The 16,541-nt window shown below is 52.9% G+C and carries 21 protein-coding genes; 5 read left to right on the top strand and 16 right to left on the bottom strand.

Translation table 11 applies throughout. The annotated features are described in order from the left end of the window. Nucleotides 1-82 precede the first annotated feature (82 nt). Nucleotides 83-901, top strand: coding sequence for a late competence protein ComER (gene comER / locus AP057_RS02240; protein ID WP_049625188.1), 819 nt, complete (start codon nt 83-85; stop codon nt 899-901). A gap of 300 nt (nt 902-1,201) precedes the next feature. On the opposite strand, the gene AP057_RS02230 is transcribed toward comER, so the two are convergent. The 8 genes from AP057_RS02230 to AP057_RS02195 are packed head-to-tail and all read right to left on the bottom strand — an operon-like array spanning nt 1,202 to nt 6,251. After that, entirely contained in the window at nt 1,202-1,945 is a 744-nt protein-coding gene (locus tag AP057_RS02230; RefSeq protein WP_055357965.1) for a class I SAM-dependent methyltransferase, read from the bottom strand. Further along, the gene (gene rsfS / locus AP057_RS02225; protein WP_033014722.1) at nt 1,942-2,298 is read right to left on the bottom strand and encodes a ribosome silencing factor; all 357 of its coding nucleotides are present in this window, start codon (nt 2,296-2,298) and stop codon (nt 1,942-1,944) included. Before rsfS ends, AP057_RS02230 begins: the two co-directional genes overlap by 4 nt. Continuing rightward, complete coding sequence (yqeK, locus tag AP057_RS02220) at nt 2,295-2,873, bottom strand: bis(5'-nucleosyl)-tetraphosphatase (symmetrical) YqeK (protein ID WP_033014725.1); 579 nt, start codon at nt 2,871-2,873, stop codon at nt 2,295-2,297. Before yqeK ends, rsfS begins: the two co-directional genes overlap by 4 nt. Then, nucleotides 2,782-3,432, bottom strand: coding sequence for a nicotinate-nucleotide adenylyltransferase (locus AP057_RS02215; protein WP_033014726.1), 651 nt, complete (start codon nt 3,430-3,432; stop codon nt 2,782-2,784). Before AP057_RS02215 ends, yqeK begins: the two co-directional genes overlap by 92 nt. 40 nt (nt 3,433-3,472) lie before the next feature. Beyond that, nucleotides 3,473-3,766 (bottom strand): ribosome assembly RNA-binding protein YhbY, encoded by a 294-nt coding sequence (gene yhbY, locus AP057_RS02210; RefSeq protein ID WP_033014727.1) that lies wholly within the window; start codon nt 3,764-3,766, stop codon nt 3,473-3,475. A gap of 3 nt (nt 3,767-3,769) precedes the next feature. Next, nucleotides 3,770-4,600, bottom strand: coding sequence for a shikimate dehydrogenase (gene aroE, locus AP057_RS02205; protein ID WP_049624294.1), 831 nt, complete (start codon nt 4,598-4,600; stop codon nt 3,770-3,772). Nucleotides 4,601-4,623: 23 nt separating this feature from the next. Then, on the bottom strand, nt 4,624-5,733 hold the full coding sequence (gene yqeH, locus AP057_RS02200; RefSeq protein WP_033014730.1) for a ribosome biogenesis GTPase YqeH: 1,110 nt from the start codon (nt 5,731-5,733) through the stop codon (nt 4,624-4,626). Nucleotides 5,734-5,735: 2 nt separating this feature from the next. After that, entirely contained in the window at nt 5,736-6,251 is a 516-nt protein-coding gene (locus AP057_RS02195; protein ID WP_055357964.1) for a YqeG family HAD IIIA-type phosphatase, read from the bottom strand. Between the two features lie 340 nt (nt 6,252-6,591). Here AP057_RS02195 and AP057_RS02190 point away from each other — a divergent pair, with 340 nt between their 5' ends. Next, complete coding sequence (locus tag AP057_RS02190) at nt 6,592-6,732, top strand: sporulation histidine kinase inhibitor Sda (RefSeq protein WP_008879941.1); 141 nt, start codon at nt 6,592-6,594, stop codon at nt 6,730-6,732. Nucleotides 6,733-6,779: 47 nt separating this feature from the next. Here AP057_RS02190 and AP057_RS02185 read toward each other — a convergent pair whose 3' ends face one another. Next, a complete protein-coding gene (locus AP057_RS02185; RefSeq protein ID WP_033014734.1) occupies nt 6,780-7,559 on the bottom strand; it encodes a phosphatidylserine decarboxylase in 780 nt (259 codons plus the stop codon). A gap of 122 nt (nt 7,560-7,681) precedes the next feature. Here AP057_RS02185 and pssA point away from each other — a divergent pair, with 122 nt between their 5' ends. The 3 genes from pssA to motB all read left to right on the top strand — a co-directional run bounded on the left by pssA (nt 7,682) and on the right by motB (nt 9,978). After that, nucleotides 7,682-8,221, top strand: coding sequence for a CDP-diacylglycerol--serine O-phosphatidyltransferase (gene pssA, locus AP057_RS02180; RefSeq protein ID WP_049624293.1), 540 nt, complete (start codon nt 7,682-7,684; stop codon nt 8,219-8,221). A 172-nt stretch (nt 8,222-8,393) separates the two neighbouring features. Beyond that, a complete protein-coding gene (motA, locus tag AP057_RS02175) occupies nt 8,394-9,191 on the top strand; it encodes a flagellar motor stator protein MotA (protein ID WP_033014738.1) in 798 nt (265 codons plus the stop codon). After that, nucleotides 9,184-9,978: a flagellar motor protein MotB gene (motB, locus tag AP057_RS02170; RefSeq protein WP_033014740.1), complete on the top strand. Its 795-nt coding sequence runs from the start codon at nt 9,184-9,186 to the stop codon at nt 9,976-9,978. The genes motA and motB overlap by 8 nt, the downstream gene beginning before the upstream one ends. A gap of 122 nt (nt 9,979-10,100) precedes the next feature. Here the strand turns inward: motB and ytvI are convergent, their stop codons facing one another. From ytvI to AP057_RS02135, 7 genes are all read right to left on the bottom strand, one after another. Further along, complete coding sequence (ytvI, locus tag AP057_RS02165; RefSeq protein ID WP_055357963.1) at nt 10,101-11,126, bottom strand: sporulation integral membrane protein YtvI; 1,026 nt, start codon at nt 11,124-11,126, stop codon at nt 10,101-10,103. A gap of 133 nt (nt 11,127-11,259) precedes the next feature. After that, on the bottom strand, nt 11,260-12,528 hold the full coding sequence (locus AP057_RS02160) for a cation:dicarboxylate symporter family transporter (protein WP_049626615.1): 1,269 nt from the start codon (nt 12,526-12,528) through the stop codon (nt 11,260-11,262). A 213-nt stretch (nt 12,529-12,741) separates the two neighbouring features. Beyond that, nucleotides 12,742-13,449: an RNA polymerase sporulation sigma factor SigK gene (gene sigK, locus AP057_RS02155; RefSeq protein WP_055357962.1), complete on the bottom strand. Its 708-nt coding sequence runs from the start codon at nt 13,447-13,449 to the stop codon at nt 12,742-12,744. 217 nt (nt 13,450-13,666) lie between these two features. Beyond that, nucleotides 13,667-13,822 carry a hypothetical protein gene (locus AP057_RS17250; protein WP_160331347.1) on the bottom strand — a complete coding sequence of 52 codons (156 nt, stop codon included), beginning with the start codon at nt 13,820-13,822 and terminating at the stop codon, nt 13,667-13,669. A 321-nt stretch (nt 13,823-14,143) separates the two neighbouring features. Then, nucleotides 14,144-14,389: a YrhC family protein gene (locus tag AP057_RS02145; RefSeq protein ID WP_055357961.1), complete on the bottom strand. Its 246-nt coding sequence runs from the start codon at nt 14,387-14,389 to the stop codon at nt 14,144-14,146. A 62-nt stretch (nt 14,390-14,451) separates the two neighbouring features. Continuing rightward, entirely contained in the window at nt 14,452-15,585 is a 1,134-nt protein-coding gene (locus AP057_RS02140; protein WP_033011952.1) for a bifunctional cystathionine gamma-lyase/homocysteine desulfhydrase, read from the bottom strand. Nucleotide 15,586: 1 nt separating this feature from the next. Then, nucleotides 15,587-16,510: a PLP-dependent cysteine synthase family protein gene (locus tag AP057_RS02135; RefSeq protein WP_033011950.1), complete on the bottom strand. Its 924-nt coding sequence runs from the start codon at nt 16,508-16,510 to the stop codon at nt 15,587-15,589. Nucleotides 16,511-16,541 lie beyond the last annotated feature (31 nt).

Below are 16,541 nucleotides of genomic sequence, written 5' to 3'. Positions count from 1 at the left end.
TCAAGTCATAAACCGAGCCTTTTTCTCATACATATCAAAAAAGAGATTTCCGGTGAACCAAAACCGGGAGGGGGGACAACACATGAACATCGGTGTCATCGGTACGGGGAATATGGGCACCATCTTAATCGAAGCGTTCCTCGACTCCGGTGCTGTGAAAGCGGATCAGCTCGTCATCACGAACCGTACGCTTGCGAAAGCGTTCGCGATACAACGCGCGCATCCCGGCATGGCAGTGGTTGCCGATGCGGCTGAAGTCGTCAAACAATCCAGTCTCGTTTTTTTATGCGTCAAACCGCTCGACATCCACCCATTGTTGCAGCAGCTGGCCCCGCACTGGACAAAGGAGCATTGCCTTGTGTCGATCACAAGCCCGATCAGCGTAAAACAGCTTGAAACAGCCGTCCCTTGCCAAGTCGTGCGCGCCATTCCGAGCATCACAAACCGCGCGCTCTCCGGCAGCATACTCATCACAATCGGATCACGCTGTTCGGCCGACTGCTGGCAAACGATCGATGATCTTCTCCGGCGCATCGCCTCGCCGGTGTATATCGATGAGGCCATCACCCGCGTCGCTTCCGACATCTCCAGCTGCGGTCCGGCGTTTTTCAGCTATTTGCTGCAACGCTTCATCGACGCCGCAGCGGCCAAAACCGCCATCACGAAAGAACAGGCGACGATGCTGGTGACCGACATGATCATCGGCTTCGCGGAATTGATGAAGCAAAACTTGTACACGCTCCCGACGCTGCAGGAAAAAGTGTGCGTCAAAGGCGGAATCACCGGGGAAGGAATCGCCGTCCTCGAACAGCGGCTCGACGGCGTCTTCGAAGAAGTGCTGGCGAAAACACATGAGAAGTTTCAAGAAGATGTGGAAAAGGTGAAGCAACAATTTTCGTGAACATGAATTCGACAGCAAGCGGCAAATTCCTGCTTGGCCTGACCAAATTTGTTTCAATCCTCACCCGGCTTAATAGCCGGGTGCATAATCCTTCTAACTCACACATCTTTTTCAATTTCCCAGCCGTCAATCGCGTCGATCGCAACGTTTGGCCATACATTCACCCCCTTCTTTTCCACATGCGCATAAAAAAAAGAGCCATGCGGCTCTTTCCTTCTTTTCATCCTATTTGGCGCAGTGTTCAACCATGTCTCCAATGCTTCGCTGGCAACAGCGCCTTCGTTTTTGTCGATCTCGCCCTCATCGCCTCCTCGCCACAAAAAACCACCGTTCCGCCGTCTCGGTCGGGGGCGCATCGGTGAAATCGGCGGTCACCTCGAGCACCTCAAAGCCAGCGGAATCGAGCCATCGCTCATAGACAGCGCGCTCAAACGTGCGCTGTTCGTGCCATTCGTCATAGCGCTCGTAAAGATCGCCGCGGCGGGCGAAAAACGTCAGTTCGTGCCCGACGCTGTGCGGCCAGTCAAGCGGATGGCACGTCCAAATGTAGCTGAGATCGTCGCCTTGATCGGCGAAGACGGCATTGCGGAACAAGACGTCCATTTTGTAAACCGAGTGGACGTCAAACAGCAGCAGCCCTTCAGGACCGAGCGCGCGGGAGACGGCGGCGAACGTCCGTCTCACGTCCTCTTCATCTGTCAAATAGTTGAGCGCATCGCAAAAAATGAAGGCGCCATCAAGGCCGGAAAATCCGTCCAGCTCCGCCATGTTTTGCTCGAAAAACGGCACGTTGACACCGGCTGCCTCCGCTTTCGCCTGGGCGACGGCGAGCATATGTTCAGAGAGATCCACGCCGGATACTTGCCATCCGGCCTTGGCGAGGCGGATGGCAAGCTCTCCCGTCCCGCAGCCGATGTCGACAACCCGCCGTCCCGGCCGTTTGGCGTATCGGGCGAAAACCCGCTCGACAAATGATTGCCACGCATCATACGGCGCCTCGGCCATGAGCGCATCGTACCAATCGGCGAAACGAGCATAGGTCATGGCTGCAGCACAGCCGCGACGTCTTCCATCGGGGCGTCCCCCCAAAGCCGTTCGAGATTGTAATAGTCGCGCTCGTCTTTCGCAAACACGTGGGCGACGATGTCGCCGAGGTCCACAAGCACCCATTTCGCCTCCTGGAATCCTTCAACCCGCTTCACCGCTAAGCCGTGCTCTTCCGCTTGGTCTTGAATTTCGCGGGCGATGGCCTGCACTTGTTTGTCCGAATTGCCATGGCAAATGACAAAATAATCGGCAACGGGCGAAATGCCTTTCATATTGAGCACGACAATGTTTTCCGCCTTTTTATCATCCGCGGCGCGAACGATAAGCTGCAACGCCTCTTGTTCCGTCACTGTTTTTCTTCCCCCTTCACTTCACGCACGAGTGAATTGTACGCATGAATCGTATCTGGATAAATGAGCTGGCGCTTCTCAAGCAAAAACGCAATCGTATTTTTCACCGCCTGCAACAGCGCGCGATCGAGATCTTCCTCGGCGAGGCGCCTTACTTCCTCAACGCCGGGAAACTTCCTCCCCGGTTCGATATAGTCAGCCAAATAAATAATTTTTTCAAGCAGCGTCATTCCAGCTCTTCCCGATGTATGGTAGCGAATGGCATCCAGCACGTCTGGATCGTCAATGCCGACTTCCGTCTGCACCAAATAGGCGCCGACGGGCGCATGCCACAATTCACTGTTGTACGCAAGCAAGTCGTTGGGCATATTGTGCGCCAAAATGATTTGTTTCATTTCTTCAACCGGGCGGAATTTCGCATAGTCATGGAAAATGGCGGCCAATTCCGCTTTTTTCGCGTCGGCGCCATACTGGTTGGCTAGCTTAACGGCCGTTTCGACAACGCCAAGCGTATGCTCGTAGCGCTGCTCCGTCAACTGTTGTTTCACAATCAGCAACGCCTGTTCTCGCTCCATATAATCCCTTCTCCTCAATATAAAGTCTCACACCTTCCGGCACGAGGTAACGGATCGTCTGCCCGTTTTGCACCCGCTGGCGGATAAGCGACGAAGAGACGGCAAACTGCGGCACCTCCACCTCGACGACCGGGTATGGCGTTTCCATGGAATAACCGGGGCGCTTCACCCCGACAAACGTCACAAGCTTAATCAGCTCGTCAATGCGGTGCCAGTTCGGCAAATATTCGACCATATCCGCCCCGATAATGAAATAAAACTCATCATCCGGATGCATGGCGACGAGCTGCTGGACCGTATCGTACGTATAGGAAGGCCCCTCCCGTTCAAGCTCGATCGTCTCAACATGAAAGTATGGATGACCGGCCACCGCCAACTCGAGCATGCGGAGCCGATCCTCGCTTTTCGTCACTTGTTCGTGCTGCTTATGGGGAGGAAGGCGGTTGGGCAGAAACCAAATTTGTGACAACTCAAGGGCGTCAAGCACTTCATTCGCCATAATCAAATGGCCGTAATGGGGCGGATCGAACGTTCCGCCGAGAATCCCGATTTTTCCCATCTTCCTTCCCCCCGCCGTTTCATCTTGGCCGCGCCGCTTGTCAGTCAGGCAAAACGATTTGTTTGTGTTCTTTCGACTCTTTGTATAAGACGATCGTATTGCCGATCACTTGCACAAGTTCGGCCCCCGTCCCGGCTGCCAGCTGCTCAGCGACGGTGTAGCGGTCTTCTTCGCAGTTTTGCAACACGCTCACTTTCAACAGTTCGCGCGCCTCCAGCGCGGCGGCAATTTGTTTCGTCATCTCTTCGGTGACGCCGCCTTTGCCGACTTGGAAAATCGGCTTGATATGATGAGCTTGCGCCCGCAAAAACCGTTTTTGTTTTCCCGTCAGCATATGTTACCTCCTTAACGCTTCGATGACAAGCTGTTTCATCCGGTTGACATCCGGCCATTGGCCGGTCCATTTTTCAAACGCTAGCGCTCCCTGGTACACGAGCATGCCGACGCCGTTTTGCACACGAGCGCCGCGTGCTTTCGCTTCCTTCAGCCACTTCGTTTCAAGCGGGTTGTAAATGATATCCGATACGATCGTCCCCGGCTGCAGCCGTTCAAGGGAAAGCGGCTGCGCCTCGACACGCGGATGCATGCCGACAGAAGTGGTATTGATCATAATATCGTATTCGTCAAGCCGCGTTTCCGCCTCGGCGAGTGAAAAATACGCCGAGCGGCCATCCTCCCCTTCGCGCACGAGCTGCTCCGCCTTTTCCACCGTCCGGTTGGTCATATCGATGCGCTTGGCTGCCGTCGACAGCAACGAAAAGTAAATGCCGCGCGCCCCGCCGCCAGCGCCGATCACCAAAATCCGCTTGCCGTCGAGACTGACGTCCATTTCCTCCTCGAGCGCCTTGACGTAGCCAGGTCCGTCCGTATTATAGCCGACGAGCCGGCCGTTGTCATTGACGATTGTATTTACCGCCCCGATGCGGCGCGCATGTTCGTCCACTTCGTCCAAAAACGGAATAACCGCCATTTTATGTGGAATCGTCACGTTCACGCCAGCGATGCCGAGCGCACGAACACCAGCAAGCGCCGCCCCGACTTGCCCCGGCTCGACGGAAAACAAATGATAGCGCGCCGGAATGCCCAAACAGGCGAATGCATCATTATGCATGAGCGGCGACAGCGAGTGCTCGACGGGAAACCCAATCAACCCGTATACCTTTTCCACGTTTCTCCCCCTCCCGCTTTCCATTAAATCAACGATTGACGGATAAATACGTCGACCCCTTTTGGAGCATGGACGACAAGCTGAGCTCCCGGGTCGTTGCACGTCACCCAGCCGAGTCCGGAAAAGACGATGTCCGTCTTCCGCTCTTTCACCGACAGCGAGCGCGGCACAAGCGGCGGAAATTCAGCGGCATAGCGCTTGCTTGGCGGCGACAGCAACTCGCCAAGCTGATTGGCATAAAGGGAGTCGGCTTTTTCCAACTTTGTCCGATGAACCGTCAACTCATTGGCCATGTAGCAGACGAACGAACGGCGCCCGCCTTTGATGTAATCGAGACGGGCCAAACCGCCGAAAAAGAGCGTCTGCCCTTCGTTGAGCTGATAAACGCGCGGATGGATTTCCCGCTTCGGCGTAATGATTTTCAAATCGCGCGCATCGACAAAGTGCGCCATTTGGTGATGGTTGATGATCCCTGGCGTATCATACAACGTCGCTCCACTCTCAAGCGGAATTTCGATCATATCGAGTGTCGTCCCCGGGAAATATGAAGTGGTAATCACATTCCCTTTGCCGGTCGCCTCTTCAATGATGCGATTGATGAACGTCGACTTGCCGACATTCGTGCAGCCGACGACGTAGACATCGCCGCCCTCACGGTAGCGATTGATCGCTTCCATCACCTTCGCCATGCCAATTCCTTTCGCTGCGCTGACAAGACAGACGTCAACCGGACAGAGCCCCAGCTCTTCCGCCATGCGGCGCATCCAGCGCAGCAGCTTCGGGTATTTGACCGACCGCGGCAATAAATCCGCCTTGTTGCCGACAAGCAAAATCGGGTTGTCAGCCGCAAACCGTGGCAATCCTGGAATAAAGCTTCCGTTAAAGTCAAAAATATCGACGATGTTGACGACAAGCGCCTTCGATTCCCCGATGCGGTGCAACATGCTCAAAAAATCATCATCGTCAAGCGGCACATCTTGCACCTCGTTGTAATGTTTTAGGCGGAAGCAGCGCTGGCAAATCACCTCTTCCGCATCTTTTTCGAGCACGCTTTTTGGCGCATACCCCGCGTTTTTCGGGTTTTCGAACTGAATGGCCGCCCCGCAGCCGATGCAACGCAGTTGTGGCTCCACGATCATTCCTCCCAATAAATCATGCCTTTTTTCCGCATAGCGTTTAAAATTTTCCGTTCCATTTTCCGGTTAACGCGCGTCCATAATCCGTCCGTCTGGGCGACCGGGACGACTAAAATCGTGTTCAGTCCGAGCCGGTTGCCCCCAAGCACATCGGTCAGCAGCTGATCGCCGATGACGACGACTTCCTCTTTGCTCAGCCCCATCATGGCCAGTGCCTGCAAAAATGCGCGCGTCAGCGGTTTGCGCGCTTCAAAGATGAACGGGATGCCAAGCGGTTCGGCAAACGACTGCACGCGTCGTTTATTATTATTCGATACGATCACAACCTTAATGCCCGCCCGCTTGACCGTCTCAAACCAGGCGACCAGCTCCGGCGTGGCGCTGGGCCGGTCCCATTCAACGAGCGTATTGTCCAGATCGGTGATAATTCCTTTTACCCCTTTTTTCTTCAGCTCGTCCGGCTGAATGTCAATGACGCGCTTCACAAATTGGCTTGGCAAAAAATAATGAAGCATATCGCTCACCTGCCTTTGTCTTTGCTTTTCCCATGATAGCGAATTTGGCCGTTCATTTCAAAACAAAGTTTGGCAGCCGACCGGCTGCAGACATGCAGAACAGAAAGTTTTCGACAAATTCCGCGCCCTCCTAGTTTGTGGATAACTGTTATCCACAACATTCACAAAGTGATGATCATGCCTACACTACTTTATAAACAAGTTTTCCACACATTATCCACCACCCCCTGTGGATAACAGAACGGTTGTTCTATTTTGCAAATCGTGGTACATTGAAAGTAACCTACCATTATATGTATAAACCCATCATTTCATTCCATTCAAAAGGAGGGCTTCGCCGATGAAACATTTATCGGATGAACTGTTGATCGAGTCGTACTTCAAGGCGAAAGAACTCAACTTAAGCCCGGAATTCATCGAATTGATCGAAAAGGAAATCCAGCGCCGCTCATTGACCCATAAAATCAAGCTGTCGTCGTGAAACGGAGGCCTTCGGGCTTTTTTTGTTTGCCGCCTTCATCCCGGCGCCTAGCGCCAATAGCCGAGCCGTTCGCCGACTTTCACCGGCATCGGCGCAACGATGCGTGGGTCAGGGGCGAAACTTCCGCGTTCAAACAGCAAGACGACCGTTGAACCGAACGAAAAATACGCCATCTCCTCCCCTTTCACGAGCTGCTCTCCCGTATGGGTCAACTCGATGCTGTTGACGAACATGGCGCCGATTTTCACAATCGCCAAGCGCTTGCCGCCGGCTGTGACCTCGGTGATGAGGCGGTAATTTTTCTCGAGCGGCCGACGCCCATATTTTAAGCCAAGACGGTTGACCGGATATGACTTGCGGCCGATCGCCCACTGCTTTTCGATCACTCCAGATATTGGGCTGTGGATGCGGTGATAATGGCTCGGGCTTAAATACAGAATAAAAAAGAACCCGTTCACATACGGCTTCGCCGCTTCCACGCTACCGAGCATTTCCGCAATGGAATACGGCTTTCCCTTGACGATCATTTCGCAGTTTTCTTGTATCACACCCATGTCTTCAATGACAGCATCGACCGGGCTGACGACCGTATGCTCATCCGCATCGACCGGCCTCACCCCAGCCTTCAGCCGGCGGACAAACAGTTGCTGCAACGTCTTATAATTTTTTAGGCTTTTTTCCATTTCGTCTTGGTTAATATGATAAATTTTTGCATACGATGATATCAATAGCCCGCTGAGACGCGATTTGGCAAACGAAGCGAGCAGCTTTGAAGAAAGCGAGTGGTTGGTCAGCTCAATCAACAAACGGTACAGCCATTTTCGCAAGCACGTTCCCTCCAATTTATGAAACGTCCAATCGTTACTACCTTCCATATTACCGCCAAAATGAGTATAATGGTAGTAGAATTTTCTTTTGGCGCTTTCTGTTGGAAAAGGAGTGGGGAAAGTTGTTCTTATCGGATTATTTAGATTATACGTTAAAAAAGCTGAAAGCAAACATGGCGAACATTTTGACGATGACGAACTTGTCGCTTGGCGGCTTTTCCGTCTTGACCACGCTGAAAGGGCAGCTTCATATGAGCGTGCTGCTCGTTTTTTTAGCAGCGTTTGTCGATCGCTTTGACGGCGCTGTGGCGCGCAAGATGAACATTGAATCCGAACTTGGCAAGCAGCTCGATTCGATGAGCGACATCGTCTCCTTCGGCGTCGCGCCCGCCTTGTTAATGTACGAAGCGCTGTTTTACGAATTCGGCGCGCCGGGGGCAGTGTTCACCATCTTGTATATCGCCTGCGGCGCCTTCCGGCTCGCTCGTTTCAACATTACGGAGAACAACGGCTATTTCGCCGGGCTGCCGATCACGGCTGCCGGAGTGTTGATGACGTTGGGCTATTTGGCCATTCCGTACTTTCCGCCGCAATCGTTTATGTTTTTGGCGCTCATTTTATCGTTTTTAATGGTCGGCACGTTTAAGTTGAAAAAAATATGACGATCGCCGGAGCTGCCCCTTTCCAATTGACCGACGGACTGGGCGGCTTTTTTATGTCCAAAGTCACACCTTTTTCCCTTTTCAACCTTCTCTATTCAGTATATGATAAATATGGTTTCTTCATAAAACAAAACAGCATGGATCGTTTGCACAAAAAAGCGGGGGGATCAATTTGGATAAAACATCAGTCATCGGCCTCATCCTTGGCGTGATCGCCGTCGGGTTGGGCATGTACTTTAAAGGCGTTTCGCCTGCTGTATTGATCAATCCAGCCGCCATTTTGATCATTCTCGTCGGCACAGCCGCGGCGGTCGTGATCGCCTTTCCGACGCAGGAAATTAAAAAAGTGCCAAAACTTTTCAAAGTCATTTTCACGGAATCAACGACGCCGACGGTCGAACAACTGATTCCGCTGTTCGTCGATTGGGCGAACGTCGCCCGCCGCGAAGGGCTGCTGGCGCTCGAAGCGAAGCTGGATGACATCGAGGATCCGTTTTTGCGCAACGGGCTCAGCATGGCGATCGACGGGCAGACGCAAGAGTTCATCCGCGATGTGATGACGGAAGAAATTGCCGCCATGGAAGAGCGGCACGAGGCGAACGCCGCCATTTTTACACAGGCCGGCACGTATGCGCCGACGCTTGGGGTGTTGGGCGCTGTCATCGGCTTAATCGCTGCGCTCGGGAACATGGAAAATATCGCTGAGCTCGGCAAAGCGATCAGCGCCGCTTTTGTCGCCACGATGCTCGGCATTTTCACCGGCTATGTGCTTTGGCATCCGTTTGCCAACAAACTGCGGCGGAAATCGAAGGAAGAGGCGCGCGTGCGCTACATCATGATTGAAGGGGTGCTGTCCATTTTGGAAGGACAAGCCCCGCGCATGATCGAACAAAAACTTGCGTCCTATTTGCCGGAAAGCGAACGCCATCAGGCGCTGGCGCAAGCGCAAGGGGAAACGGTCAATGGCTAAGAAAAAAAAGCACTCACACGATGACCACATAAACGAATCTTGGTTGATTCCGTACGCCGATTTGCTTACGCTGCTTCTCGCCTTGTTTATCGTTCTGTTTGCCAGCAGCCAGATCGACAAAAAAAAGTTTCAAGAAATCGCCCGCGCCTTCAGCACCGCCTTTGCCGGTGGGACAGGGGTGTTTGATTTTCAAAGCCCCGTTGAACCGATCACACCGCCTGCGGAAGACGAAAAAGGGCGGCAGCAAAATCAGCAGCAACAGTCTCAGACTCCTTCTTCGTCTATAAACGAAGGAGAAAAAGAAGAGCTGAAACAAATCCAAGTGAAAATTGACAGCTATATTCATCAAAAACACTTGACAGGGAAATTGCAGACATCGTTGACGGATGAAGGGCTTGCCATCACCATTTTGGATGACGTTTTATTCGACTCCGGCAGCGCTGAAGTACGCATGAAAGACCGGCGTCTTGCGGCGGAGATCTCCGCTTTGCTCGTCATGAACCCGCCGCGCAATATCATGATCAGCGGCCATACGGACAACGTGCCGATTCATAATGAGAAATTTGCTTCCAATTGGGAGCTGAGCGTCATGCGCGCCGTCAATTTCATGAAAGTTCTGCTTGAGAACAAGCAACTCGACCCTCGCTACTTCAGCGCCAAAGGATATGGCGAATACAAGCCGATCGCCACGAACACGACCGCCGCCGGCCGGATGAAAAACCGGCGCGTCGAGATTTTAATTTTGCCCCGCATCGACGGAAGCCGTTCACCGGCGCCTGCACAGTAAAAGACCGCCTTGCTGTCCGGCGGTCTTTTGCTTTTCTCCAGGCTCTCCACCCGTTTCATGCCCTGTTCCGTTTCAATGTTCCAATTCATAAAAAAGGAAAAGGACGACGGCTGGCAACCTGTTCACAGCTTGATCGTCCACTTAATTACCCCGGCCTTGGCAAGCGCCTCGATCAAAATGACAACGACCGGCCCAACAAACAGCCCGATAAAGCCAAGCAGCTGGAAGCCGAGGTAGACGCTGACGAGCGCCGCAAGCGGGGAAATGCCCAAATTGGTGGAAAACACTTTCGGCTCGATGATCCGCCGCACGACAGTGATGACGATAAACAGCACAATCAGCCCGACGCCAAGCGTATTGTCGCCGTTCGCCATGCTGATGATGCCCCACGGAACAAGCACTGAGCCGGTCCCCAAAATCGGCAAAATGTCGACGATGACGATGACGAGCGCCATCAAGGCAGCGTAATCAATGCCGAGCACGAGCAACCCGGCCAGCGCGAGAAAAAACGTCACCAGGCTGAGCAAAAATTGCGCTTTAATAAAGCCGATCCCCGCCTTGCTCAGCTGGGCGATGACCATCCCGAGCCGCTGTTCGGTCCGTTCGGACAAATAGCGGCGCATGCCTTGCTTCAGCTGCGGCAAATCGAGGCAAATGAGAAACAGTGCGACCAAATAGACTAAAAAGTGAATGAAAAACGCCGGGATGGCGGTGATATAATGAACGAGCGACTGCGTCAAATTCGTCGCAAACGACAGCAGCATCTGTTGCACCGTGCGCACGCCGCGCTCGAGCGAATCAATGATTTCCTGGGGGATCGAACTTGAATACGACCGCCACGTTTCGATGAGGCGGTTAAACACTTTTGTCGCCTCGCTCAGCACGTACGGAAGGTTTTGCGAGAGCGCCATCACTTGCTGAACCAAAATGACAACTAAAAAATAAAGCGAAAACCCAAGGATTACCAAAAAGAGTGAAAAAATCGCCGTTACGGCGTGCGCGCGCTTCAGCCGATACTGGTCTTGCAGGCGGCGGATAGGCGGCTCCAACAAGAGGGCGGTGGCAAGCGCCAGCAGGAGCGGCACGCTGTACGGCAGCAGCCATAAACAGATCGCCGACAAAAGCGCAATGATGATCCAACGTTTCACATGCGTCCCTCATTTAATCAAGATTTGTCAAAATGATGTTCCACTATAAATATAGCGAACACACTGCGGGCCGGCAACTGTTTTTGCGCATAAAGCGAAACAGCGGCTGAACGATCAGCCGCTGTTTTCCCGGTCAGACGCTTTGCTGGCGCAGTTCGGCAATATATTGTTTCCCTTGTTCTTCGTTATATTGCCCTTCCCATTTCGAAATGACGACCGCTGCCAGCGAGTTGCCGATAACATTCACAACGGTGCGCGCCATATCCAAAATGCGGTCAATGCCAGCGATAAACGCCAATCCTTCGACCGGAATGCCGACTGTGCCGAGCGTCGCCAACAACACGACGAACGAAACGCCCGGGACGCCGGCGATTCCTTTGGACGTCACCATCAAGACGAGTACGAGCGAAATTTGTTGCGACAGCGGCATGTCAATGCCATAGAGTTGGGCGATAAATACAGCCGCCAGCGCCTGATACAACGTCGACCCATCCAAGTTGAACGAATAGCCGGTCGGAACGACAAACGAGGTGATAGCCTTCGGACAACCGAACCTCTCCATTTTTTCCATAATTTTCGGGAGCACCGTCTCCGAACTCGACGTGCTATAGGCAAGCACGAGCTCATTTTTTAAGATTTTAATAATATGAAAGATATTCACACCTACCAATTTCGCGGTGCCGCCGAGCACAACGAGCACGAAAAAGGCCATCACTGCGTAAACGAGCACAACAAGCTTGCTGAGCGGAAGAAGTGAAGCGACGCCAAATTTCGACACCGTCACCCCGATCAAGGCAAAGACGCCGAACGGCGCAAACTTCATCACTTGGTTTGTCACGTAAAACATCGCTTCCGCCGTTCCTTGGAAAAAGCGAAGCACCGGTTTTCCTTTTTCGCCGATCGCGGCTACACCCAATCCGAACATGACCGAGAAGAAAATGATCGGCAACATGTTTCCTGTCGCGAGGGATTCAAACACATTTTTCGGCACGATATTGACGAATGTCTCGACCATCGAATGGTGCTGCACTTCATTCGTCGTATCAATGTATGATTGAATATCGGTTTTCTCAAGCGATTTTATATTGACGCCGGCGCCTGGTTGGAACACGTTTGCTGCCAAGAGGCCAACGACAATCGCAATCGTCGTGATAATCTCGAAATAAAGGATTGTTTTGCCGCCCAGCTTCCCGAGCTTTTTCACATCGCCGACATTGGCGACGCCGACAATTAAGCTCGAGACGACAATCGGAATCACGATCATCTTAATGAGACGGAGAAAAATGTCCCCAATCGGTTGCAAATACGTTGCCACGTTCGGGTTTCCGTAGAAAACGACTCCGACGATAATCCCGAGAATAAGACCGATCAAAATCTGCCATGCTAACCCGATCTTTCTCATCATGCTTCGCCCCCTTTAGACAATTTTAGACAAAAAACGACAAAATTATTTTGCTGTTAAAAATAAAATCTGTCAATACTTTTGAATGAAACCGCTTTGTCGCAAGGAACTATCAATATATTTTGTTTTTTTATAATAATTTAAATACTTGTATCGTTGGCAAAAGAAAACAGGCCGCCGGTCAGGTGCCTGCCTCATTCCCGAATTTCATGATCACTGCTTTTCTTTTTCCTGCCGGTAAAACTCATGAAACATTTTCATTAATGCCCGTTTTTCAATGCGCGAGACATAGCTTCTCGAGATGCCGAGCTCTTTGGCGATTTCACGCTGCGTTTTTTCCCGCTGCCGACCGAGGCCAAAGCGATTGATGATCACCTCTTTTTCCCGCTCATCAAGCACGCTGATATATTGTTTGACTTGTTCGAGCTCCATGTTCAAGTGGATTTCATCGACGATGTCTTCGCCTTCGGCTTTTAAAATATCAAGCAGGCTGATTTCGTTTCCTTCTTTGTCCTGGCCGATTGGCTCATGCAACGAGACGTCTTTGCGCGTTTTTTTTAATGAACGCAGGTGCATCAGGATTTCGTTCTCGATACATCGAGCCGCATACGTTGCCAGCTTCGTTCCTTTGCCCGGCGAATAGCTTTCAATCGCCTTGATCAAGCCGATCGTGCCAATGGAGATTAAATCCTCGACCTCTTCTCCCGTATTTTCAAACTTTTTCACAATGTGGGCAACAAGGCGCAAGTTGTGTTCGATGAGCCGGTTGCGGGCTTGCTCGTCGCCTTTTGCCATCAGCGCCAAATACTTTTCCTCTTCTTGAGCGCTTAACGGCTGGGGAAACGCATTGTTTTTAATATACGAGACAAGAAACGTCAGCTCTTTCAACAGAAACGTAAACGCCGTGAAAATGCCGGACATGCTCTCACCCCCGCCTGTTGTCATCGGCGGAAACCGCCTATCGTTATGTATATGCAGGGGCGATGTTGTCCGTGTCTGGACAAAAAATTCAGCCGCCCCCCTTTACGAGGCCGGCTGCGGGCAAACGTGCCACCCGTATCAGTGAACAAACACACTCATTTCTTGTGTTGCAGCTCGCCTGCTGTTCCCCTCCCATCCTAGACAGGCGCCCGCCTTGTTACACTCCTGCTTCGGCGCTCACTTCCGCAGCGATGACGAGCGCAATCGACGCCGTAATCACAACTGCCGTGACGATGGCGAACATCCCCGTTTCCTCCTTGGCCTTCTCGTTTATTTTTATTTTACCAAAGAAGACGGGGAACGCTTCTGCCACATTTTGAACAATTCATGAAATTCGACGGTCAACAACAGCGCGCGGAGCACCGATCGCACTTTCGACTAAGTCAAGTGGTGTTTCCCCTTTGCTTTATCCACGTCACCAGCCATACGAGTACAATGGACATACATCGTCTCCCCTTTCATCCTTCATTGCTGAACATGTTTACAACAATCGTTGATGGAAAAAGCATTTGCGGTCAACAAGCTCCTCCTCGGCTGCACGCGCGAACCGCTTCTCTTCCCTGTTCCCCTGCCGCGGCTTTCTCCGCTCAATCGTGATCGTGAGAAAAAACCCACCTTTCGGCAAAAGGCGGGTTTACGGTTCAAATGGGTTCTCTTCTTCAAGCTGACAGACATAACGGGCAGCGCGGCGCGAGCAGTACAACGCCGCCGCCAAACACCCGGCAACCGCCAGCAAGGCGAACGGTTTTTTCGCTTCCTCAAGCGCTCCCGGGATGATCGTCCCTAAATAGAAAAACACACCGAGCGAGAACAAGACAAGGCTGTACATCTTGAAATCGCCCGCCTTCGCCCGCAGCTCGTTTCGTTGCTGCTCGTTCAAGCCCGATCCCTCCTCTCCCCTTTCACTGTATCATACATGGACAGAAGGGGGGAGCGGCAATTTCAGCCAAGCGCCTGCGCCAAATCGTCGAGCAAATCGTTCACATCCTCAAGCCCGACGGACAGGCGGATGAGTCCGTCTGTAATACCGAGCTGTTCGCGCCGCTCTTTCGGAATCGAGGCGTGCGTCATTTTCCCCGGCAGCGAAATTAAACTTTCGACCGCCCCTAAGCTTTCGGCAAGCGTAAAGTAGCGTACGCGCGACAGCACGTTCTCCGCGCGCTCCAAGCTGCCGACATCAAACGAAATCATGCCGCCGAATCCACGCATTTGTTGTTTGGCCAGCTCATGGTTCGGATGATTTGGAAGGCCTGGATAATAGACGCGGGCAACGGACGTATGCTCGGCCAAAAAGGCGGCAATGGCGCGCGCGTTTCGTTCATGCTCTTCCATCCGCACGCCAAGCGTTTTGATCCCGCGCATAAGCAGCCACGAGTCTTGCGGGCCGAGCACGCCTCCGGTTGAATTTTGCACATAATGGAGCCGTTCGGCAAGCTCCGGCGTGCGGACAACCGCCAACCCGGCGACGACGTCGCTATGGCCGCCTAAATATTTCGTCGCGCTGTGGATGACGATATCGGCGCCAAGCGCAAGCGGTGTTTGAAAGTACGGAGTGGAAAACGTATTATCGACGATCAACAGCAGCCCGCGAGCACGGGCAATGGCGGCGGCGGCTTGCAAGTCAGTGATTTTCAAAAGCGGATTCGTCGGCGTTTCAACGTAAATCGCCTTCGTGTTTGGGCGAATATGCGCTTCAATGTTGGCGACATCGCTCGTGTCGACGAACGTCGCCTCAAGCCCGAACCGGTTCAGCACGTTCGTCATGACGCGGTACGTGCCGCCATAGACGTCGTCGGTCAGCACGATATGGTCGCCGTTTTGAAACAGCATCATGACAGCCGTAATGGCGGCCATGCCGGAAGCAAACGCAAACCCGGCTTCGCCGCCTTCAAGGTCGGCAATGAGCTTTTCGAGCGCCGCGCGCGTCGGATTGCCGGTGCGCGAGTATTCAAACCCTTTATGTTTGCCGACTTCCTCTTGTTTGTACGTGCTCACTTGATAAATTGGGACCGACACCGCCCCAGTGTACGGGTCGCCTGCGATGCCGCCATGGATGAGCATCGTCTTTCGTCTCATCTTATCGCCCACCTTCGTAAATGTTTTTGCTTAAATATCGCTCGCTCCCGTCGGGGAAAATGACAACGATGTTCGTCCCGGGCTTCGCTTGTTCCGCCTCGAGCAAAGCGGCATGAAACGCGGCGCCGGACGAGCTGCCGACAAGCAGCCCTTCCCGCCTTGCCAGCTCGCTGACGCGGCGGAAAGCGTCGTCGTCGGAAATCGTGTAAATAGCGTCAAAATACTCCGGATCCATAAACGGCGGCAAAAACTCCATGCCGATTCCTTCGGTTCGGTGCGGCCCCGGCTCGCCTCCGCCTAAAATGGATCCTTCCGGCTCAACGATGACCGTTTTAATGGCCGGATTTTTTTCTTTTAAAAACGTCGCCGTCCCCATGAACGTGCCGCCCGAACCAGCGCCGGCAACAAAAACGTCGATTTGTCCGCCCAAGTCGTCCCACAACTCCGGCCCGAGCGTTTTGTAATACGTCCTTGGGTTGGCCGGGTTTTCGAACTGCTGGGGGCAATAGGCGCCCGGAATCGTGCGGGCGAGCTCTTCGGCTTTGCGAATCGCCCCCTCCATCCCCTCTTCGGTCGGCGTATGGACAATTTGCGCCCCAAGCGCCTTCATCAGCTGCTGCTTTTCAACGCTGAATTTTTCCGGTACGCAAAAAATGACGTTGACGTTCTTGCCGATCGCCGCCAGCGCCAAGCCGATGCCGGTGTTGCCGGCCGTCGGCTCAATGATCGTGCCCCCTTCTTTTAGTTTTCCCGACGCGAACGCCTCCTCGAGCAGCTCTTGCCCGAGCCGGTCTTTAATGCTTCCGCCTGGGTTGAAATACTCGAGCTTCGCAAACAAACGGACGCCTTCCGGCAACGGAAAGCGTGTAATCTCGATGACCGGCGTATGGCCGATTAATTCATGAATGCTTTTTGCTACCCGCATCGTTGGTCACTCCATTCCTCACGCTCATTTG

The sequence above is a fragment of the Geobacillus sp. Sah69 genome (genome assembly GCF_001414205.1).
Lineage (GTDB): Bacteria > Bacillota > Bacilli > Bacillales > Anoxybacillaceae > Geobacillus > Geobacillus stearothermophilus.
This window is presented reverse-complemented; position numbering and strand designations above follow the sequence as displayed.